We start from the raw sequence: 20,636 nt of genomic DNA on the forward strand, positions 1-20,636 counted from the left end.
TTTGATCCGGGCTGGGGTATCCCGATCCAGAAACGGGGGATTTTCTGGATACGCGACGAAGGTATTGCCGGACGTAGATATCGGTCAAGACCTCAGAAACACTCGTTCCGGCCGCGTGAGATCTTCATCTGCAGGCCGGGCAGCGTGAACGTGCCCGCCTGTGTCGCCCACGCGATCTGCTGCAGGTGGTCCACGTGCAGCGTGTTCGCCTGCTGGCCGAACAGGCCCTGCAGGCCCACCGCGCCGGCCGGGCCCTTGTTCAGCGTGGACGCGTCCCGGCCGATCTCGATCGAGTCGAAGACCGCGTCGCCGTCCATCTGGTTCATGTCGACCGTCATGTTCGTGCCGATCACCGGCGAGTCCGCACCCGCGGTCAGTCGCAGCGTGATGTCGCCGACGATCGGCAGCGTGGTCAGCACGGACTGGCAGAGGTTGGTCAGCTCGGCGCGCCGCATGCCCGCGATCGCGACCGGCTCGGCCGTCCGGTCCGCCTTCTGGTTCACCCACCCGTAGTTGACGAACCCGGTCGCGTCCATCGTGTCCGCGGAGATCTTGAACTGCTGCGACGAGACCGTGAACGAGGTGGCGAGCGCGCCGTCCGCGATCAGCGCCAGCATGGCGCCGCTGGCGAGCGTGACCACCGCGCCCGCGAGCCCGGCCCGCCGCCGGCTGATCCGGCCCCGTCCGGCCCGCCGATTGTGTGCGCCCATGAATGCTCCTCGGGAAAAGGGCTCGATTCTGGATTACCGGAAAGTAACCCCCGTGTAGCACGGTGGTCAATAGGTGGACATCGATCAATAACAGGGGGCGTAAAGAGTCGCGGAGTAGCCGGAAGGTTCCGCCACGTAGCGTGCTCAACTCTCCTGGCGATTTCCGAGAAAACCCTCCTACAGTCAGGGGATGCAGACCGACCGTCCGCCGGTGGTGATGACCGTGCTGCGCGACTCCGCGACCGTCCCGGAGACCCCGGAGCAGCCGGCGAGAGCACCCTGGATGACCCCGGACCGGCGCCGCAGGCTGCTCATCGGCGCGGTCCTGGTCTGGGCGCTGGCCATCACCGGCCTGGTCGTGTTCCGGCAGGACGGCGGCGGGACCGCGCCGGCGGCCGCGCCCGCGCCGAGCCCGAGCGAGTCCGAGGGGCCGCTCACCGTCCCGGCGATCTACGAGGCCGTGCTGCCGTCCGTGGTCCGGATAACGGCCGAGGGCGCGGGCGAGTCCACCGGCACCGGCGTGCTGGCGAACGCGGACGGCACCGTCCTCACCGCGAACCACGTGATCGACGGCGCGCGCACCATCACGGTCACCTACGCGGACGGCACGGAGTCCGGTGCCACGGTCGCGCAGTCCGACCCGGCGAGCGACATCGCGGTGCTGCTGCCGGAGACGTTGCCGGAGACGCTGGTCCCGGCCACGCTCGGCGGCGGCGCGGGCGTGGGCGACACCGTGGTGGCGATCGGCAACCCGCTCGGTCTGACCGCGACCACCACCAGCGGCGTCGTGTCCGGGCTCGGGCGCACGCTCGATCGCGGGAACGATCCGGATCTGCCGGGACTCATCCAGTTCGACGCGGCCGTCAACCCGGGCAGTTCGGGCGGGCCGCTGATCAACGACCGGGCGGAGGTGGTGGGCATCGTGGTCGCGCTCGCCAACCCGACCGACGCGGGCACGTTCATCGGCATCGGCTTCGCGGTCCCGATCGGCGCCGCGCTCGGCGCCGGCGAGGGCACCGGCCAGGCCCCGCCACTGTAAAACGCCACACGGAACGGATTGAGGGAGCGAACATGCCGGATGCCGGACCGATCGAGCAGGTGCTCTACGAGGTCAAGAAGACCATCGTGGGCCAGGATCCGCTGCTCGAACGGCTCGTCGTGGCGCTGCTCGCCCGGGGCCACATCCTCGTCGAGGGCGTCCCCGGGCTCGCCAAGACGCTGGCCGTGAAGTCGCTCGCGGAGGCGATCGGCGGCGAGTTCCACCGGGTGCAGTTCACGCCCGACCTCGTACCCGCGGATATTCTCGGCACTCGGGTCTATCACCAGCCGACCGGCGAGTTCCAGGTGTCGCTGGGGCCCGTCTTCACCAACCTGCTGCTCGCCGACGAGATCAACCGCGCGCCCGCGAAGGTGCAGTCCGCGCTGCTGGAGGTCATGCAGGAGCGGCAGGTCACCATCGGCCGCGAGACGCACCGGGTGCCGAACCCGTTCCTGGTGATGGCCACCCAGAACCCGATCGAGAACGAGGGTACGTATCCGCTGCCCGAGGCCCAGACCGACCGCTTCATGATGAAGGTCCTGGTCGGATACCCGAGCGTGACCGAGGAGTTCGTGATCGTCGAGCGCGCGCTCGCGCCGGCCGCGGTCATCCAGAAGATCATCGACCCGGAGACGCTGGTCGGGCTGCAGCAGCAGGCGGACCGGGTCTACGTCGACCCGTCGCTGATCGAGTTCGCGGTGAACCTGGCGCACGCCACCCGCGAGCCGGTCCGGATCGGCCTGGACGATCTCGCGCGGTACGTCACCTACGGCGCCAGCCCGCGCTCCTCGATCAGCCTGGTGCTGGCCGGGCGCGCGCTCGCGTTCCTGCGCGGCCGCGACTACGTGGTGCCCGGCGACCTGACCGACCTGGCGCTGGACGTGCTCCGCCACCGCCTGGTGCTCTCCTACGAGGCGCTCTCCGACGACGTCACGCCGGACCTGATCCTGCAGAAGGTGCTGGCCAACCTGCCGGTGCCGGAGCCGGCCGGACGCGGGCGATAAGACATGACCAGCGCACCGGACCGGTTGCTGCGGCGTCTGGAGTGGCGGCTCGGCCGCCGCCTCGACGGGCGGTTGCAGGGCGCCCACCGCACGGTGTGGCACGGCACCGGCCTCGACTTCACCGACCTGCGCGCGTACACCGCGGAGGACGACGTCCGGCACATCGACTGGAACGTCACGGCGCGGCTCGACGAGCCGCACGTCCGCCAGTACACCGAGGACCGCGAGCTGACCGCGTGGCTGGTCGTGGACCGGTCCGCGTCGATGCGGTTCGGACCGCGGGAGCAGGGCAAGGACTCGGTCGCGGCGGAGCTGTCGGTCAGCCTGGCCCGGCTCGTCTCGCAGGGCGGCAACCGGGTCGGCGCGATCCTGTTCGACAACGACACGCAGCGGGTGATCCCGCCGCGCGGCGGTCGTGACCAGATCCTGCGCATCGCGGCCGACCTGCTGAAACCGTTCCCGCAGCACCGGTCCACGACCGATCTGGCGCGGATGTTGCACCTGGCCGCCGCCACCACGCGCAAGCGCCGCAGCCTGATCTTCGTCGTCTCCGACTTCATCGGCGATCCCGGCTGGGAGAAGCCGCTGGCCATGCTCACGCACCGGCACGAGGTGGTGGTCGTGCGCGTGGTCGACCCGGCCGAGCTGGAGCTGCCCGACCTCGGCGTGGTGCTGGTCGAGGACGCGGAGACCGGCGAGCAGATGCTGGTCGACACCAGCGACCCGCTGCTGCGCCGCCGGCTCGCGGAGGAGGTCGACGGCCGTGAGCTGGCCGTGGAGACGGCCATGCGCCGCGCCGGCGTGGCCGCGCACCGGATCACCACCGACCAGGATCTGCTCGACGCGCTGGTCTCGATGACCCGGGCCTCCGGGAGGGTACGCCGATGACCGTGCTCTACCCGGCCGTGCTCGCGGCCGCGGTCGTGCTGACCGCGGCCGCGATCGCCGCCTACGTGTGGCTGCAGCGTCGTCGTACCCGCGTGCTCGTGGCCGTGGGTTTCATGGCGCCGAGGGATCGGGCCGCCGCGGTCCGTCGCCACCTGCCCTGGGCGCTGCTGCTGGCCGCGCTGCCGATCATGCTGGTCGGCGTGGCCCGCCCGGAGGCGGAGGTGGCCGTGCCGCGGGTCTCCGGCACCGTCGTCCTCGCGTTCGACATCTCCAACAGCATGGCCGCGGACGACGTGAGCCCGACCCGGCTCGGCGCCGCCCAGGCCGCGGCCGGCGAGTTCGTGCGCGCGCAGCCGGACACGGTCGACGTGGGCGTGGTCGTCTTCGGCGACCAGGCGCTCACCACCCAGGTCCCGACGGACGACCACGACCTCGCGGTCGCCGCGATCAACCGGGCCAGGGCCGGCGGCGGGACCTCGCTCGGCCAGGCGATCATGGTGTCGCTCGGCGCGATCACCGGCAAACCGGTCACGCTGCCCGAGGACGACGGCGCACCGCCACCGGACCTCGGCTACTGGCCGTCCGCGACGATCGTGGTCTTCTCCGACGGCGAGGAGACCGGCGGCATCGACGTGGAGACGGCCGCGTCCGTGGCCGCGGCCGCGGGCGTGCGCATCCAGACCGTCGGCGTCGGCACGCCGGAGGGCGCCACCGTCGAGGTGGACGGCTACCGGCTCTCCACCGCGCTGGACGAGACGCTGCTCAGCGCCGTCGCGCAGGCCAGCGGTGGTGCCTACCACGCCGCGGGGGACGCGGGAGCGCTCGCGGACACCACCGGCGACATCGACCTGCGGCTGACCACGAAGAAGGAGCCGGTCGAGCTGACCGCGGCCTTCGCCGGGGCCGCGCTGCTGCTGCTCGCGGCCGGCGCGCTGCTCAGCACCCGCTGGCACGGAAGGATCATCTGATGTCCGTGAGCTGGCCGTGGGCGTTGCTGGCGCTGCTGATCGTGCCGCTGCTGCTGCTCGCCCGGTGGTGGATGAACCGCCGCCGCAAACGGGCCGCGCTGCGCGTCTCCAGCGTCGCGCTGATCCGGGCCGCGCTGCCCGGCCGCTCGTCGTGGCGCCGCCGGGTGCCGCTGATCCTGTTCCTGACCGGGCTGGCCGCGCTGGCCGGCGGCCTGACCCGGCCGCAGGCGTCGGTCGCGGTGCCGTCCACCGACACCTCGATCCTGCTGGCCATCGACGTGTCCGGCTCGATGTGCACCACGGACATCGCGCCGAACCGGCTCGCGGTCGCGGCGGACGCAGCCCGCGGCTTCATCCGCGAGACGCGCGACGGCACGAAGATCGGGCTGGTCGCGTTCTCCGGCATCTCCGGGCTGCTGGTCGCGCCGACCGAGGACAAGGAGGCGCTGCTGGCCGCGATCGACACGCTGAAGACCGCGCGTGGCACCGCGATCGGCGCGGCGATCCTGACCGCGATCGACGCGATAGCCGAGATCAACCCGAACGTGGCCGCGACCGGCGTGGACCTCGGCGATCCGCCCGTCGCGGACCCGAACGCGTTCGAGCCGGACACCATCGTGGTGCTCACGGACGGCGCGAACAGCACCGGCGTCGACCCGGTCACGGCCGCGGAGCAGGCGGCCGCGCGCCGGTTGCGCGTGTTCACCATCGGGTTCGGCACCACGGAGCCGGCGCAGATGGTCTGCACCGCGGACCAGATCGGCACGGACGCGTTCAGCGGCCGGCGCGGGCCCGGCGGGCGCGACCCCGGGTTCGGCAACGGCGGAGGTCGGCGCATCCAGGAGATCGACGAGGAGGCGCTGACCGCGGTCGCGGACCTGACCGGCGGGCAGTACTTCAAGGCGCAGGACGCGGAGCAGCTCACCGACGTGCTCGGCGACCTGCCCCGGGAGATCGGCCTGCACACCGAGGACGTGGAGATCACGTTCTGGTTCCTGCTGGCCGGCGCCGCGCTGGTGATCTCCGGCGCCGGGCTGTCGCTCTGGTGGAGCCGCGTCGGCGTCACTCCTCCCAGACGATAGGCGGCTGCACGAGGCAGGAGAGATTCCGGCCGGCCGCGCAGTGCTCCTCGATGATCTCCAGGGCGAGCCGGGCCGTGCGGGGCCGGTGCGCGGCGAACACGTCGTAGCCGATGAACGCGATCGCCAGCCCGTCCCCGGGGTCCAGATCGCCGAGCGAGTCGTGGAGCGCGTCCAGGTTCGCCCCGTAGTGGTCCGGGAAGTCCAGCGCGGCCGCGAGCTCCCGGTGCAGGTCCGCGTCCTCGGTCCAGCCGGACGCGTCGAACCGGACCACCCGCTGGCCGCGGGCGCGCAGCGACGCCGCCACCGCGTCCAGGACAACGACCTCCAGAAACGGGCGTACGCACGCAGACGTCATGTGCCCGACCATAGCCAAATATTGATATGCCCGCAGGCCCTATAGTCGCGGTCATGAGCGATTCGCCGCTGTCCGATGCGTTGGCCGCGTATGCCGGAAATCGGACGGATGAGAACTGGACCGCGTTCGTCGCGGTCTTCCGCAACTCGATCGTCGGCGCGGTCGGCTCCGGCCCGGTCGACGAGAACGGGCGCTCCCGCCCCGGCTTCGGCGTGGGCCGCACCACAGCCGGCGACGGACGGCCGCGCATCCTCACGTTCGCGGACCCGCCGATCTACGCGCGCCGGTTCGGCCAGGTGTTCACGGTCGGCGTGCCCGGATCCGTGCTGCTGGAGATGGCCGCGGGCGACCCGGACTGCGCCGGCATCCTGGTCAACAGCGCGCTGGAGGAGAGCAGCGTCGTCATCACGCGCGAGGAGGCGGAGGCGTCGCTCGACTGAGACCGGGCCGGGTAGGGTTTGCGGCTATGTCCGAGACACCCAGGCCGTCCCTCCGGCAGATGATCGAGTCGGGCGGAGAGCCGCTGCTGGTGGGTATCACGCCGCCGCGCCGCTCCGCCGCGCCGGAGCAGGTCGAGGAGATCGCCGGTCGCACGCTGGAGCGGCTGTCCGCGGTCGACGTGGACGGCCTGATCCTCTACGACATCGACGACGAGAGCGACCGGAACCCGGAGCAGCGCCCGTTCCCGTACCTGCCGACCATGGACCCGGCCTCGTTCCACGACCGGCACCTGGCCGGCTGGGACCGGTCCGTGATCGTCTACCGGTGCGTCGGCAAGTACCCGGAGGCCGACCTGGCGGACTGGCTGCGCGCGGTCGACACGGACCGGGTGCTGGGCGTGTTCGTCGGCGCGTCGTCCGGCGACAAGCCGGTGCACACCCACCTCGGGCAGGCGCACGCGCTGCGGCACGAGGTGCGCGCGGACCTGTCGCTCGGCGCGGTGAGCATCACCGAGCGGTACACGCGGCGTGGTGACGAGCACCTGCGCATGCTGGAGAAGCAGGAGCGCGGCGTCGTGTTCTTCATCTCCCAGGTGGTCTACGACGTGGGCGCCACCAAGAGCATGCTGTCCGACTACTTCTACGCCTGCCGGGAGCGCGGCGTGGCACCGCGGCCGGTGATCCTGACGCTGTCGGTCTGCGGGTCCGTGAAGACGCTGGAGTTCCTGCAGTGGCTCGGCGTGGACGTGCCGCGCTGGCTGGAGAACACGCTCCGGCACACCGACGACCCGCTGACCGAGTCGTACGAGCAGTGCGTGGCGAACGCGCGCGAGCTCATCGGTTTCTGCCGCCGTCTGGGCCTGCCGTTCGGTTTCAACGTGGAGAGCGTCTCCAGCCGCCGCGTCGAGATCGAGGCGTCGGTCGCGCTGGCCGCGGAGATCCGCCGCCTGCTCGACTAGCTCACGCTCCGTGATCGGGGGCGTTCCAGATCACCCGCTGATCGCGGCGGACGCGTAGTCCCAGAGCCAGGCGGCCGTGTCCGGGTCGGTCGCGTGCGCCGCGACCGCGTCCGACGGCGCGGTGTCGTCGAAGTAGCGGCCGGTCACGCCGTGGACCAGCGGGGAGACGGCGAGCAGCACCGGGCCGGCCGTGCCCTCGGCGAGCGTGCGCGAGTACGGCTGCGGGATCAGGGCGCCGTCCGCGTCCATCGCGCCCATCGCCCGCATGGTGTCGTCGTCCACGTGCCGCTGCAGGCCGGTGGTGACCCAGCCCGGGTTCGCCGCGTTCGCCACGATCCCGTCCCCGGCCCACCGCCGCGCCGCCTCCACGGCCAGCAGCACGTCCGCGCTCTTCGACGCGCCGTAGGCGGCCCACCGGTCGTAGGGCCGCCGCGCGAACTGCGGGTCCTCCCGGTCGAGCGGGTGATCGCGGTGCGCGCCGGAGGAGAGCACCACCAGACGGCCCGCGCCGGACGCGCGCAGCGCCGGGTGCAGCGCGGTCGCGAGCGCGAAGTGGCCGAGGTGGTTGACGGCCAGGTGCATCTCCCAGCCCGCGCGGCTGAGCTGCCGGGACGGGATCGCCATCACGCCCGCGTTCGCGATCAGCACGTCCAGCGGGCCGTCCCACGCCGCCGCGAACGCGCGCACCGAGTCGAGATCCGCCAGGTCCAAGGGCACGGAGCGAAAACCCGCCACGGGGGTACGGGCGCCGACCGTCACCTCCGCGCCCGCGCCCGCCAGTACGCGCGCGGTCTCCGCGCCGAGCCCGGAGCCGCCGCCGGTGATGACGATGCGCCGTCCGGTCAGGTCGAGCCCGCGGACCACGTCTTCTGCCGTTGTTCTCATGGCCTCGACGGTACGGAGCGCACGTCGTACCCTGAATGGTTGAATGTCGCTCTTTCTTTAGCAAGCGTCCAGGGAGGCGCGGTGGACCCGCTCGAAGACGTGCTCGGACTGCTCGGCGCGACCGGCCGCCTCTCGCCGGGCCTGATCGCGGGCGGCGACTGGGCGGTGTCCTTCGACGCGCCGCACGACCTGAAGTTCAACGCGGTCCGCCACGGCACCTGCGTGCTGATCAGCGGCGGCGAGGCCATCCCGCTCGCGGCCGGCGACTGCTTCCTGATCACCCATCCGGTCCCGTTCGTACTGGCCAGCGCGCCGGGCGTGCCGCCGTTGCCTGCCTCGCTGGTGTTCGCCGAGACCGAGGGCGGCTTCGCGCGGGCCGGGTCTCCCGCAGACGGCGTGCGTTCCGCGGGCGATGAGCTTTCCCCGGGCGATGAGCTTTCCCCGGGTGGCGACGTCGTGATGATCGGCGGGCGGTTCGAGCTGGGCGAACGGGCCCGGGAGTTGCTGCTGGACGCGCTGCCGCCGGTGATCCACGTGCCCGCGCACACGCCCGAGGCCGCCACCGCCGCCTGGGCGATCGGCGAGATCGACGCGGAGCTGCGGGCCGGGCGCGTCGGATCCGGGCTGGTCGCGGAGCACCTGGCGCTGGTGCTGCTCATCCGGGTGCTGCGCGGCTTCCCGGCGCGGACCGGCTGGCTGGGCGGGCTGGCCGACCCGGTCGTCGCGCCCGCGCTGCGTGCGCTGCACGCCCGCCCGGCACACCCGTGGACGGTCGCGGAACTGGCCCGCACGGCCGCGGTGTCCCGGTCCACGCTGGCGGCCCGGTTCAAGGACGCGGTCGGGCGCGGGCCGCTGGACTACCTGACCGGCTGGCGGATCGAGCTGGCCGCGGACCGGTTGCGGCGTGGCGACACCGTGGCGGCGATCGCGCGGGACGTCGGCTACGGCTCGGAGAGCGCGCTCAGCGTGGCGTTCAAGCGCGTCACCGGGTCGACGCCGCGGGCGTACCGATCGTTCGTTTCCAGGACATTCCAGTGACGATCCGGATCATCTATATTCCCCGACATGAATGCTAGGAAGGCTCTCGCCACCGCACTGATCACCACCGGGATCGCGGTGCTCGCGATCGACGCCCCGGCCTCCGCCGCACCGAGCCGCGCCGAGCTGGCGCTGCGCTGGGCTCCCATCCACCACCAGGACGTCGACCAGACCGGCGATCATGCGCTCGGCGGCAAGTCCGACTACATCACCCGGGCCGACTTCGACGGCGACCTCAACGGGCGCAACAACTGGGACAACACGGGCACCGGCGACATGACGGCCGCGGCCTACTACTCGGTGACCGAGACCAGCTCGCACTGGTTCATCACCTATCTGTTCTTCCACCCGCGCGACTGGGTGGACCACCCGTTCTTCGAGACCGAGCACGAGAACGACGGTGAGGGTGTGCTGCTCGCGGTGGAGAAGAACGGCACGGACTACGGCGTGCTGCGGTCCGCGGTGACGGTGGCGCACAGCGACTTCTACTCGTACCTGCCGTCCGGCAGCACCTGGACCGGCGGCCGGGAGTCCAGCGACGGCACGCTGACGCTGGCCTCCTCGCCGCACGACGCGTTCCAGCACCCGGTCACCGCGCAGGAGGCCAAGGGGCACGGGCTCAAGGCGTGGCCGCAGTACCAGATCGAGGGCGACGGCGTGACGTACTACCCGGCCACCTCCGGCGAGGCGCCGAGCGGGCCGGACGACCGGGACGTGCGGTACCAGCTGATCGACGTCTTCGCGGGCGGCGGGCTGTGGGCGCAGCGCAACAACACCAGCCTGTTCGCGAGCCTGGGCACGTTCGCGGGGGACACGTCCGGCGGCTGCGGCACCGGCACCTTCAGCTGCGGGACGAACTCGGCGAACGCGCCGTGGGGCTGGGACGACGGCAACGACGTGCCGGGCCGCGGCGAGATCGCGACCGACCCGGCGAAGCTGTCCGCGGAGTACTGGACGATTCCGGGGACGCTGTCGCGCAGTTACGTCTACAACCCGTACTCGTCGGCCGCGGCCGCGCTCAAGGTCGCCGCGGAGACGGCACCAGCGGTGGTCGACTGAGGTAGTCGTCCAGGCGCGCGGCCGCGGTCAGCATGGCCCGGCCGCGCGCGGTCAGTCGTTCCCGCCAGTCCGCCAGCGATGCTGCCAGGAGCCCGGCGCCGCCGGCCGCGCGGACCTGGGCGGTGACGGTGGCGATGTGCTCCAGGCGGTAGCCGCCGCGGCGCAGCAGGTGGGCGAGCTGGGCGTCGCGGATGTCGTCCTCGTCGTAGACGCGCTGGCCGGCACGGTCCCTGCGCGGGGTGAGGATGCCGGCGCGCTCCCACGTGCGCAGTGTGGCCGGCGTGACCTGCAGCCGGTGCGCCAGCTCCCCGATTTGCAGATTTATCCGCTTTTCTGGCTTTATCTCGCCCAGAATGGCGATGGCGATCTCCACCTGGTCCAGCGTCTCTCGGTCCCGGAGCAGCAGCGTGTGGCCCTCGTCGACGGTGCGCAACGCTGTGTCCAGGTCGCCCGCGACGATCGCGCGCATGATGTCGCGGGCCGGCCCGTGACCGAACGCCGGGATCAGTGCCAGATACGCGCGCAGCGCCGCCGCGTGCCCCGGCGTGTAGACCCGGTAGCCGCTCGCGGTCCGCTCCGCGGCCGGCAGCACGCCGAGGCTCTCGTAGTTGCGCACCGCCTGCGCGGACAGCCCGTGCTCTCGGGCCAGGTCGGCGGGGCGTTGAGACTTCGGCACCATGCTCCCCAGGTCGTGAGGCTTCAAGCCTCAACAGGAGATTCAACGATACGGTAGAGGTCTATGACCTCCGAATTCTCGCCCTTGTTCGCCCTGCTCGACGCCCGGCCGGTCACGCCGGAGGTGCTCGCCGTGGGCGAGCCCACGCACGCCGAACCCGCGACCCTGACCTACCGCAACGACCTGCTGGCCGCGCTCGCCGGGCGCGGCTTCCGCTCGGTCGCGCTGGAGACCGACCGGTTCCGGGCCCGGCGCGTCGACGCGTTCGTGCGCCTGCACGCCGACGACGACCTCGACGCGGTCCTGGCCGAGGGGTTCAGCCACGGCTGGGGTGCCCACGCCGGCAACCGGGAACTGGTCGAGTGGCTGCGCGCGCGCAACGCCGCGGTCGAGCCGGGGGAGCGGATCGCGTTCCACGGGTTCGACGCGCCGCTCGAGGTGGCCTCGGCGCCGAGCCCCGGGCCGTACCTCCTCGAAGCCTTTGATCTGGTCGGTGACCGCATCTCCGTGAGCCGCGACCAGATCGTGGAGTGGATCGGCGACGACGCCCGCTGGTCCGGCTCCGAGGCGGTGATGGACCCGGCGACGTCCCCGGGCGCGGGGGCGGACGCGGTCGCGCTGCGCGCCGTGGCCGACGACCTGCTCACCGCGCTGCGGGTCGCCGACCTGCCGGAACAGGCCGTGCACGCGGAGACCGCGCTCTGGCTGCTGCGCTACCACGCGCAGGCCGCGATGCCGATCGCGCTCGGGCTGCGCGTCACCCGCCTGCTCGGCATCCGCGACGCGTGGATGGCGGAGAACCTGATCGACATCCGGCGGTACGAGCGAGGGCGCGGGCCGACGCTGCTGCACGCCCACAACGGGCACCTGCAGCGGCACACCGCGTCCTGGAACGCGGCCGACTGGGGGCAGGGGGACCTCGACCTGCGGTGGAGCCCGGCCGGGCGGCTCGTCGCGCCGGTGTTCGGGGACGCCTACGTGTTCGTGGCGGGCAGTCTGGGCGCGAGCGCGACGCTCGGTCTGGAGGCGCCGGCGGAGGGCACGTTCGAGGCGGGCCTCTCCGCGGGGCTTTCTTCGACGCCGCCGGCCGGTCAGGCGCGCACGGACGGCCAGCACGGCTACTCGCCGCTGGACGCGGACCTGGTCGCGGACGCGGACGCGATCTGGCACCTCGCGGCCGTCGGCTTCGACGGGCCGACCGAACCCGAGGTCGCCGAACGGATCCGCAACATCCCGGGCGTCACCGAGTTCGTGGCGGACGAGGCCGCGGGCGCGCCGCCCGGCAGCCACGGCGACCGGTTCTACTTCGCCGGCGTCTCGCACCGCATGCCGTTCGCCACGATCGTCGCGCACGACACGCCCGAGTTCGACGAGAAGTCCCGGCTCGGCCGGCCCGGCGTGTTCCGGCTCAACATTGCGCTCGGGCGCGCGGAGTTCACCCGGCGGTTCGGCTACCCGCCGGCGGAGGCGGCCGACCACTTCGGCACGGTCGACTTCGCGCGGATCGGCGTGATCATGCCGCACCCGGCGTACGCGGTGCAGGGCTGGATGAGCGTGCTCAACCCGCCGGTCCCGCTGCTGCCCGAACTGGACGACCTCCTCGACCGCGCCCGCCGCCGCGCCTCCGGGGAGGCCCGGTGATCATGAGCCTGTTACGGTGGCCACCGTCACCCCCTGGGAAAGGTGGTCGCCATGACCGACGTGGAGAGCACGCTCCGGACGGTCGAACCGCCCACCGCGGCGGACCTGGACCACGCCCGTCACGTCGTCGCGGCTGAGCTGGCCCCGACACCGCTGGTCCGGCTCCCGCTCGACGGCATCGTGGGCGCGGACGTGCACGCCAAGCTCGAGACCATGCAGCCCACCGGCTCGTTCAAGGTCCGGGGCGCGCTCGCGGCCGTCGCCGCGCTCGGCGGGTCCGAGGCCGGCGTGATCACCGCGTCCGCGGGCAACCACGGGCTCGGCGTCGCCTACGCGGCCACCCGGCTCGGCGTGCCGTGCACGATCGTGGTGCCCGCGAACGCGTCCCCGGCCAAGGTCGAGGGCCTGCGCCGGCTCGGCGTCGAGCCGGTGCTGCACGGCTCCTCCTACGACGAGGCGGAGGCGCACGCGCTCGGCGTCGCGGCCACCTCGGGCGCGGAGTTCATCTCCGCCTACAACGACCCATACGTGATCGCCGGCCAGGCCACCTGCCTCGGCGAGGTCCGGGACCAGCTGCACGGCGGGTTCACCGCGGTCGTGCCGGTCGGCGGCGGCGGACTGCTCGCCGGCACGGTCCTGGCCGCGCACGGGCCGACCCGCGCGGCCGCCTCACCCTGGTCGTCCGCTGCCGCGCGGATCCGCGTGGTCGGCGTCGAGTCCGCCGCGTCCCGGGCGGTCTCCGCCGCGGCCGGGTCCGGCACGATCACCGAGGTCGAGGTCGGGCCCACGCTCGCGGACGGCCTGGCCGGGAACCTGGAGCCCGGCTCGATCACGCCGGGGCTGGCCGCCGCGCACGGCGTCGAGTTCGCCGCGGTGGGCGAGGAACACATCGCCGAGGCGGTACGACTCCTCGCCACCCGCTGTGGCCTGATCGTCGAGGGCGCGGGCGCGGTCGGGCTGGCCGCGCTGCTGGCCGGCGCGCTGACGCTGGACGGGCCGGTCGTGCTGCTGCTGACCGGGCGGAACATCGCGGTGTCCGCGCTGACACCGATCCTCTCCGCGTAGTTTTCGCTCGCGTAGTCCCGGCGCGGGGCCATCCGCGCCGGGGCTAGCGGCGGAACACGAACCAGTCGACGTTGACGAAGTCGGCGGGCCGGCCGCTGGAGAAGGTCAGACAGACGGTGTGCGTGCCGGCGACCGCGCTGACGGTGCCCGGCACCTCGCGGAAGCTGCTCCAGCCACCGGTGTCGCCGATCGCGAAACTGCCGATCGGCGTGCCGGTGGGGCTGTCCAGGCGCACCGGCACCGGGCCGCTCACGCTGCCCCGCGCGTCCGCCGTGATCGCGACCGTGCCGGCCAGGGTGGCGAGTCCGGCGAGTGTCCGGGCTCTCTTCATGAGTGCCTCCGGAGGTCTGAGAGCGCTCTCACGTTTCTAACCCATAAACTGATGTTTGTCAATGTCTTGATCGTGCCGACCCGCGCTCACCGAACCGCAACCGGCAGGCACCCGTGCGCAGCCGGGCGATGCGGCATTCTGAACAGGGTCGAGAGAGAAGAGGTGCCCCCGATGGACAGCGACCTGGTGATCATCGCCGAGGACGACGCCGACCTGCGCGACCTGCTGGCCATGTCGGTCGAGGGCGCCGGCTACCGGGTGGAGTGCGTGCGCGACGGCTTCACCGCCGTGCGGCGCCTGGAGCAGACCACGCCGCGCGCGCTGATCACCGACGTGCGCATGCCCGCGATGACCGGCCTGGAGCTGTGCCGCTGGGTGCGCCAGGAGCCCCACCTGGACACCGTGCGCGTCGTGATCGTCTCCGCCGCCGTCGCCCCCGACGACGTGTCCGCAGGCTACGCCGCCGGCGCCGACGACTACCTGATCAAACCCTTCTCGCCGAAGTTCCTGCGCGCCCGCCTCGCCGCACTCCTCCAGGCACCGAACGCCGCCCCCGCCCTGGACCGCCCGGATTCCGTCGACGTCAACGCCGCCCGCGACCTCTACCTGCGCGAGGCCCGCCGCAACGGCCACATCTTCTGACCCGCCCCGGATCCCCGCGTCTCGCCGCCCCCGGATCCCGGCGGGGACAGACTCCGGCCCGGCAATGCCACGTCATGACCCGGAAGTTGCGAAGATCAAACCCGGGAAGCGGGTTCTCTGCTTTGTCGGTGGTGGTGACCCGCGCGCTCCTGCCGCGCCGGCCCAATGCCACTTACTGAGCCGTCGGCGTCGAGGTCCCGACCCCGCGACCAACCGGGCACTCCGTGCCCGAAACGGGCCCGTCGATCGCGGCCCGTCGATCGCGGCCCGTCGATCGCGGTGAGTCTAGGTCTTGATGCCGAAACTCGGTAAGTGGCATCGCGCACCGGTCGTCGCTGGCGCACCTCCCTTCCGGTCCCACGCCACACCGGCTCAAACCGGTGCCCACCCGCGCACCGCTCCGGGGCGGCCCTCCGCAATCGAGGCCTCCCTGGCAGCATGAGGGACGCTTCGATCATGGAAGGTGCTCCGCGTGGCACGGAACGCGCCGCGATCGGCGTGAGTACGGCGGGGGCCGCGTGCTCTTTCTTGACCACGGCGGAACCGGCTCCGATGCCGGGAGGCAAGCGGAGCGCCAGCGGAGTCTTGGCGTACGGCGAGGTTTGCCCGCGGGAGCAAACGGACCGCAACCACGCTGGAAGCGGGAAGATCAAGAATTTGATCTTGACCTTTGCGCTCTGCGATGAACGCCGCCTGATCCGCCTGATCGGTCATGTCGGCCGCGGACGGTCACGATCGGGCGCCCGCCCGTTCGATGGCCTTGACAAGGACGTCCGCGGGGGAGTCGATCCTGTTGATGTCGGCGGCCGTCGTGCGGGCCGCGGTGCCGAAAGCGTCATCCTGCAGGATCTTCGCGACGGCCGCGCCGATCTCCGCCGGGTCCTGAACGACCAGGGCGGCGCCGGTGGCGCGGGCACGTTCGGCATTGACGGGTTTGTCCAGGCCGAGCGGGAGCAGCACCATCGGCAGCCCGGCGCTGAGCGTGGACAGCACGGTGCCGGCCCCCGCCGCGGACACGACGAGGTCGGCGCCGCGGAGCAGGTCGCGCATCGGGACGAATCCGGCGACCTGGACCTGGCCGGGGTCGAACCGGCTCGGATCGATGTCCGAGTGCGGCGCCACGAGCACGTTCACATCGAGTGTCGTGACGGCGTCGAGGGCGGACGTCAACGCCGGCGGATCATCGACGACCGTGCCCAGCGTGAGCAGGACCGTCGGCCGGTCCTCGCGTCCGGGGAACGCGGGACGCTGCCAGGCCGGGCCCTCTCCCGCGTGGGGTTCCGGGCGCACCGGGACGCGCGGGGCCGGGTACAGGTCGGTGGGCCGCAGCAGCTGGTCGGGCCAGGGGTCGATGTACGCGAAGGCGGCGGTCGGGGTGACACCGTGCGATGCGTAGGTCGCGGCCGCGCGCGCTCCGAACTGGACCGCCAGCGGCTCGGCGAGCGGCAGCGTGGCGCCGTGGGCGGCCCACGGCACGCCGAGCGCGGCCGCCGCGAACTGGCCCAGGTAGTCGGACATCTCGGCGATGACCAGGTCGGGGCCGAACTCGCGGGCCGTGGCCAGGGCGTCCCGTGCGCCCACGGTCAGCCGGGTCTCGACGAAGAACTCGACCGCGAAGGCCGGCATGTCGGCCATCGGGTTGCCGCCGGTGCGGCGCAGCACGTCGGCGAGCGTGTCCTCCATGCTCGGGCCGGCCGCGAGCGGTGGTATCGACGGCGCCGCGACGCCCATGGACGGGTGTGTCTGCAGGGCGATCTCGTGGCCGGCGGCGCGTGCGGCGCGGGCCAGCGGGATGAGCGGCAGCACGTGGCCGGTGGCCGGGACCGCGGTGAACAGGATGCGCACGGACGAACTCCTCAGATCGGCTATCAGTGCGACTGGACCGTAGTACACAAACTAGAGTGCGGTCTAGTGAACGGTAATGACTACGATGATCCGGTGGAAGCCAAGAGCCGCCGGGCGGAGAACGCGGAGCTGACGCGGCAGACGATCCTCGACGCGGCCCGGGAGCTGTTCACCCGGAAGGGCTACTTCCAGACCACCGTGGGCGACATCGCGAGCACCGCCCGCGTCTCCGTGGCGTGGGTGCACGCGGCGGGCGGCGGCAAGAGCGGCCTGCTGCGCGCGCTGCTCGAACAGGGGGTCACCACCGACGGCAACGCGGCCGTGCTCGCCCGGCTCACCTCGATCACGGACCCCGATGAGCTGCTGCGTTTCCTCGTGCACGCCACCCGCGAACGGTTCGGGGAGTGGTCCGCCCTGATGAGCCAGGTCGCGGCGGCCGCGATCCAGGATCCCGCGGTCCGGCAGAGTCAGGAGATAGCGCACGAGGGGCTGCGCGGCGCGCTGCGCCTCACCGCGGCACGACTGGCCGGCATGGGGGCGCTGCGCGACGGCGTCGACGAGGCGCGCGCCACCGATCTGCTGTGGCTCCACCTGTCCAACACGGCCTACTTCCTGCGGACGGACGAGCTCGGCTGGTCGCTGGACGAGTCCGAGGCGTGGCTGAACGAGTCGCTGCCGGCGGCGCTGCTCATCGAGCGCTGATCGGCTACTCATTCGCGGTCGGCACCCTTCCGGTGGGGACGCCGTCGGACGGACGGTGCCGGCCCGAAGGAGAAGCACAACCATGGACCTGCAACTGCGTGGCAAGACCGCGATGATCAGCGGCTCCAGCCGGGGCATCGGCTACGCGATCGCCCGTGCCCTGGCCGCGGAGGGGGTCGACGTGATCCTCAACGGCCGCGACCCGGACCGGCTGGCGGCGAGCGTCGCGGCACTGCGACGGGAAATACCCGGTGTGTCCATCACCGGTCTGGCCGCGGATTTTTCGGTCACCGAGGACGTCGACCGGCTGTGCGACGAGCTCCCGGACGTCGACATCCTCGTCAACAACGTCGGGCTGTTCGAGCTCAAGCCGTTCGCGCAGATCCCCGACGAGGACTGGCGGCTCTACTTCGAGGTGAACGTGCTCAGCGGGGTACGCCTCTCCCGGCGCCTGCTGCCCGCGATGCTCGCCCGGGGCTGGGGCCGGATCGTGTTCGTGAGCACTGAGTCCGGCGTCAACATCCCGGCCGACATGATGCACTACGGGACGTCGAAGACGGCGATGCTCTCGGTCGGCAACGGCCTGGCGAAGCTCACGAAGGGCACGGCCGTGACCGTCAACTCGGTGCTGGGCGGCCCCACCTACTCCGACGGCGTCGCGGACACGGTCCGGGCGATCGCCGACGCACAGTCCCTGCCCGAGGAGCAGATGAAGGCGGCGATCATCGGCGCCAACCGGACGTCCCTGCTGGAACGCTTCATCGAGCCGGCCGAGATCGCCACCATGGTCACGTTCCTGGCCAGCCCGGCCGCGTCCGCGATCAACAGCGCCGCGGTACGTGTGGACGGGGGCGTGCTGCAGACGCTGCTCTGATCAGCGAGGTGATCCCACCGTCCATCCGCGAGGGAGCGCTGAACGGCCGTGTCTGCCCGGCTTGGCAACCCGGCGGCCGGACGACTCGGTCCATTCCTTCCGGCTCCCCGCTGCGACACGCTTGCCGACAACGGTTTCGCAGCGCGGGAGGGGACATCCGGTGTCGCGGTTCGAGTGGCTGAAGGACAATCTGAAGGTCGCGGTGGCAAGCCTGCTGGTCGCAGTCATCGGCGTGCTCGTGGCCTTCCTGTCGCTGACCAACGACGTCTTCGGCGGCCGTGCCGTGTCGTCCACACCGGAGATCACGTCTGCGGCCGTTCCGAGGACGCCGTCGCCCTCGTCGGACGTCTCGCGTTCCGCCGGTCCGGGCCCGTCCGGCCCGGCGACGCCGGACCTGAGCCCGTCCGGCTCGGCGACGCCGGATCCGAGCCCGACCGACTCTGCGTCGCCACGGCCGGACGGTGTCACCTACCTGGATGAGTTGGCGGCGGCCGAGCGCAACGGAGGCTACCTGCGCGAGCCGGTGACCATGGACCACGTGCTGTACGACCGGAGTGTGCAGCTGACCTGCAACGGCAAGGACAGCTGGTTCATCTACCCGATCGCCGGGCACCGGACCTTCTCGTTCGCGCTGGGCATCGATGACGGCGTGACCACGGCCTTCGGGCGGGCCGCCGACCTGACCTTCTTCGCCGACAACGGCACCCAGATCGGGGGACGGCACACCGCCGGCCTCGGCCCGGCGAAGAAGGTCGAGATCGACGTGACCGGTGTCATCCAACTCAAGATCCGCTGCATCGGCCGCGACGCCGAGTCGAACGCGCAGAAGAGCATCCCGCACGTCGCCCTCGGCGAGGCCGTGCTGACCCGGTAGATCCGGGCCGGCGTCACGTCGGACGCGGGTGGCATCGAAGATCGTGATTGTCGACCGGTGCTCCCCGGGCGGGGCCGGCGCCGTTCGATGTGGTGCGGTGGGTCGTCATCCTGCCTCCCGGCCCGCCCTGCCTGCAGCGCGGCCCGCTGCCGGGCGCGCCGGACCGCTGATGCGGTGCATCTCGCGCTCCCGGCCTGCGAGACCGCCTGCCGTGCGGGCGCAACGATCGCGCGGCGGACAGCCTCGACGGTACGGCGGTGCCGCCACCGGCGGAGCCTGGACCGGCGGCGGCCGTGTCGCTGTTGCCGCGCGGCGACCGAGCAGGATGGGTGACCGATGGTGCCGGTGGCGATCCACATGAGGTCCGGCCGCAGCGCAATCGTCGGATGGCTACCGGGTGGCCGGGGGCGTGACGAAATCGACCTCGGGGAAGCGGGGCGACGGGCCGTTCAGCAGCGGCTGCGGCGTGCCGCGCAGGTGGTGGGCGAAGAAGGCGCGGTCGTACCGGCGGATGATCTCGATGGTCCGGGCGCCGTCCAGGGGCTGGACCTCCTCGCCGATCAGCGGGCCGAAGACCGCGGCGTCGCTGAAAGAGAAATGCACCATCGTGGGTACGTCGAGCCAGCGCCGCCATCCGGTCAGGTGTGACCAGGTGGTGGGCCAGGACGGGTCCGCGGCCGGGTCGCCGTGCGCGGCCGCGCCGAACATCAGGAACGGCCGGTCGAGGTCGCGCGCGAGATCGTGGTGGAACGTACCGTCCATGTTGATTCCGGCATCAACCCGAGGGTCGTCGAGCATGACCGCGGCGGCGGCCGCCCCGCCGAGCGAGTGCCCGGCCGCGCCGATCCGGTGCGGGTCGATCGGCCACCGGCCCGGCGTCGCGAGCAGCCGGTCCAGCACGAACGAGAGGTCGGCGGCCCGGTTCGCGACGATCGCGGACCAGTCCTTGTCCTCGCGGGCACAGAGGACGCACTCGGTGACGTGGCCGTCCGGGAACGTGATCGCGGCCGCCTCGTAGTTGTGGTCGACGCCGGCCACCACGTACCCCTGGCCGGCAAGATCCTCGGCAAGTGAGGTCTGCAGCCAGCGGGGTGTGCCGAAGCCGGGGGAGAGCAGGACCAGCGGCAGGCGCCCGGCGGTCCGCAGCGGTGGTGCGCCGGCCCGCGCGTGCGCCCGGACACGGGTCAGCGCGTCCGGTGCGGCACCGTCGACCTCGAACAGGTTGATGAACCGGGCCGATTCGGTCGCGGAGGCGTAGGTGACCCGCGCGCCGTGCCGGGCCGCGGCCGGGTACCAGACGGAGACCATGAGTTCGCGCGGCCCGTCCGGGACCCAGGGATCGGTCCGGCCGGCGTCGACCAGATGGAGATCCTCGCGGCCTACCGGGAAGGGGCCGGTCGGCGCCGGCAGGACGAGGGTGGCGGCCTCGGCGGAGGCCGGTGCGGGCACGGCCATAACGGTCACGGCGGCCAGCAGGGCCGCGACGTGTCGCATCGACGGAATCATGGCGGCATCATGCGACCGGAAGCCTGACAGTCCGCTGAGGATGATCGGCGAGG

The 20,636-nt window shown here is 72.2% G+C and carries 21 protein-coding genes and 1 pseudogene; 15 read left to right on the forward strand and 7 right to left on the reverse strand.

The annotated features are described in order from the left end of the window. Positions 1–92 precede the first annotated feature (92 nt). A complete protein-coding gene (locus OP04_RS00340) occupies positions 93–710 on the reverse strand; it encodes a DUF6230 family protein (RefSeq protein ID WP_033337411.1) in 618 nt (205 codons plus the stop codon). Positions 711–900: 190 nt separating this feature from the next. On the opposite strand from OP04_RS00340, the gene OP04_RS00345 reads away from it, so the two are divergent. From OP04_RS00345 to OP04_RS00365, 5 genes are read left to right on the forward strand one after another with little or no spacing between them, the layout of a single operon-like run. Beyond that, a complete protein-coding gene (locus OP04_RS00345; RefSeq protein ID WP_033337412.1) occupies positions 901–1,749 on the forward strand; it encodes a S1C family serine protease in 849 nt (282 codons plus the stop codon). A gap of 32 nt (positions 1,750–1,781) precedes the next feature. Then, positions 1,782–2,753, forward strand: a complete 972-nt coding sequence (locus OP04_RS00350; RefSeq protein ID WP_033337413.1) for an AAA family ATPase — start codon at positions 1,782–1,784, stop codon at positions 2,751–2,753. A 3-nt stretch (positions 2,754–2,756) separates the two neighbouring features. After that, the gene (locus OP04_RS00355) at positions 2,757–3,641 is read left to right on the forward strand and encodes a DUF58 domain-containing protein (protein WP_033337414.1); all 885 of its coding nucleotides are present in this window, start codon (positions 2,757–2,759) and stop codon (positions 3,639–3,641) included. Continuing rightward, a complete protein-coding gene (locus OP04_RS00360; RefSeq protein WP_033337415.1) occupies positions 3,638–4,609 on the forward strand; it encodes a VWA domain-containing protein in 972 nt (323 codons plus the stop codon). Before OP04_RS00355 ends, OP04_RS00360 begins: the two co-directional genes overlap by 4 nt. After that, positions 4,609–5,691 (forward strand): VWA domain-containing protein, encoded by a 1,083-nt coding sequence (locus tag OP04_RS00365; protein WP_033337416.1) that lies wholly within the window; start codon positions 4,609–4,611, stop codon positions 5,689–5,691. Before OP04_RS00360 ends, OP04_RS00365 begins: the two co-directional genes overlap by 1 nt. On the opposite strand, the gene OP04_RS00370 is transcribed toward OP04_RS00365, so the two are convergent. After that, complete coding sequence (locus tag OP04_RS00370; protein WP_232323411.1) at positions 5,672–6,046, reverse strand: barstar family protein; 375 nt, start codon at positions 6,044–6,046, stop codon at positions 5,672–5,674. The genes OP04_RS00365 and OP04_RS00370 overlap by 20 nt on opposite strands. Before the next feature lie 53 nt (positions 6,047–6,099). Here OP04_RS00370 and OP04_RS00375 point away from each other — a divergent pair, with 53 nt between their 5' ends. Next, on the forward strand, positions 6,100–6,486 hold the full coding sequence (locus OP04_RS00375) for an SseB family protein (protein WP_033337417.1): 387 nt from the start codon (positions 6,100–6,102) through the stop codon (positions 6,484–6,486). 26 nt (positions 6,487–6,512) lie between these two features. After that, positions 6,513–7,445 (forward strand): 5,10-methylenetetrahydrofolate reductase, encoded by a 933-nt coding sequence (locus OP04_RS00380; protein ID WP_033337418.1) that lies wholly within the window; start codon positions 6,513–6,515, stop codon positions 7,443–7,445. A 30-nt stretch (positions 7,446–7,475) separates the two neighbouring features. On the opposite strand, the gene OP04_RS00385 is transcribed toward OP04_RS00380, so the two are convergent. Continuing rightward, the gene (locus tag OP04_RS00385; protein ID WP_033337419.1) at positions 7,476–8,330 is read right to left on the reverse strand and encodes an SDR family NAD(P)-dependent oxidoreductase; all 855 of its coding nucleotides are present in this window, start codon (positions 8,328–8,330) and stop codon (positions 7,476–7,478) included. A gap of 81 nt (positions 8,331–8,411) precedes the next feature. Between OP04_RS00385 and OP04_RS00390 the strand changes: the two genes are divergently transcribed. Together OP04_RS00390 and OP04_RS00395 are read left to right on the forward strand one after the other, a co-directional pair. After that, entirely contained in the window at positions 8,412–9,368 is a 957-nt protein-coding gene (locus OP04_RS00390) for an AraC family transcriptional regulator (protein ID WP_033337420.1), read from the forward strand. Between the two features lie 27 nt (positions 9,369–9,395). Then, on the forward strand, positions 9,396–10,427 hold the full coding sequence (locus tag OP04_RS00395; protein ID WP_033337421.1) for a hypothetical protein: 1,032 nt from the start codon (positions 9,396–9,398) through the stop codon (positions 10,425–10,427). On the opposite strand, the gene OP04_RS00400 is transcribed toward OP04_RS00395, so the two are convergent. Beyond that, entirely contained in the window at positions 10,387–11,106 is a 720-nt protein-coding gene (locus OP04_RS00400) for a MerR family transcriptional regulator (protein WP_033337422.1), read from the reverse strand. The genes OP04_RS00395 and OP04_RS00400 overlap by 41 nt on opposite strands. Positions 11,107–11,166: 60 nt before the next feature. Here OP04_RS00400 and OP04_RS00405 point away from each other — a divergent pair, with 60 nt between their 5' ends. Next, positions 11,167–12,744 carry a DUF6194 family protein gene (locus OP04_RS00405; RefSeq protein ID WP_033337423.1) on the forward strand — a complete coding sequence of 526 codons (1,578 nt, stop codon included), beginning with the start codon at positions 11,167–11,169 and terminating at the stop codon, positions 12,742–12,744. 51 nt (positions 12,745–12,795) lie between these two features. Continuing rightward, a complete protein-coding gene (locus OP04_RS00410; RefSeq protein WP_033337424.1) occupies positions 12,796–13,809 on the forward strand; it encodes a threonine ammonia-lyase in 1,014 nt (337 codons plus the stop codon). Positions 13,810–13,852: 43 nt separating this feature from the next. Here OP04_RS00410 and OP04_RS00415 read toward each other — a convergent pair. Further along, positions 13,853–14,074 (reverse strand): annotated as a pseudogene (locus OP04_RS00415) (carbohydrate-binding protein); the annotation flags it as partial. A 237-nt stretch (positions 14,075–14,311) separates the two neighbouring features. On the opposite strand from OP04_RS00415, the gene OP04_RS00420 reads away from it, so the two are divergent. After that, complete coding sequence (locus OP04_RS00420; protein ID WP_051796874.1) at positions 14,312–14,782, forward strand: response regulator transcription factor; 471 nt, start codon at positions 14,312–14,314, stop codon at positions 14,780–14,782. A 729-nt stretch (positions 14,783–15,511) separates the two neighbouring features. Here the strand turns inward: OP04_RS00420 and OP04_RS00425 are convergent. Further along, positions 15,512–16,627, reverse strand: a complete 1,116-nt coding sequence (locus tag OP04_RS00425; protein ID WP_033337426.1) for a glycosyltransferase — start codon at positions 16,625–16,627, stop codon at positions 15,512–15,514. 93 nt (positions 16,628–16,720) lie between these two features. Between OP04_RS00425 and OP04_RS00430 the strand changes: the two genes are divergently transcribed. From OP04_RS00430 to OP04_RS00440, 3 genes are all read left to right on the forward strand, one after another. Further along, positions 16,721–17,329, forward strand: coding sequence for a TetR/AcrR family transcriptional regulator (locus tag OP04_RS00430; RefSeq protein ID WP_033337427.1), 609 nt, complete (start codon positions 16,721–16,723; stop codon positions 17,327–17,329). An 82-nt stretch (positions 17,330–17,411) separates the two neighbouring features. Beyond that, positions 17,412–18,203: an SDR family NAD(P)-dependent oxidoreductase gene (locus OP04_RS00435; RefSeq protein WP_033337428.1), complete on the forward strand. Its 792-nt coding sequence runs from the start codon at positions 17,412–17,414 to the stop codon at positions 18,201–18,203. 160 nt (positions 18,204–18,363) lie between these two features. Continuing rightward, the gene (locus tag OP04_RS00440; RefSeq protein ID WP_033337429.1) at positions 18,364–19,077 is read left to right on the forward strand and encodes a hypothetical protein; all 714 of its coding nucleotides are present in this window, start codon (positions 18,364–18,366) and stop codon (positions 19,075–19,077) included. A gap of 390 nt (positions 19,078–19,467) precedes the next feature. Here the strand turns inward: OP04_RS00440 and OP04_RS00445 are convergent, their stop codons facing one another. Further along, positions 19,468–20,571 (reverse strand): alpha/beta hydrolase family protein, encoded by a 1,104-nt coding sequence (locus tag OP04_RS00445; protein WP_033337937.1) that lies wholly within the window; start codon positions 20,569–20,571, stop codon positions 19,468–19,470. Between the last annotated feature and the right edge of the window lie 65 nt (positions 20,572–20,636).

Origin of the sequence: Catenuloplanes japonicus (assembly GCF_000717135.1) — a bacterium.
GTDB classification, from domain to species: domain Bacteria; phylum Actinomycetota; class Actinomycetes; order Mycobacteriales; family Micromonosporaceae; genus Catenuloplanes; species Catenuloplanes japonicus.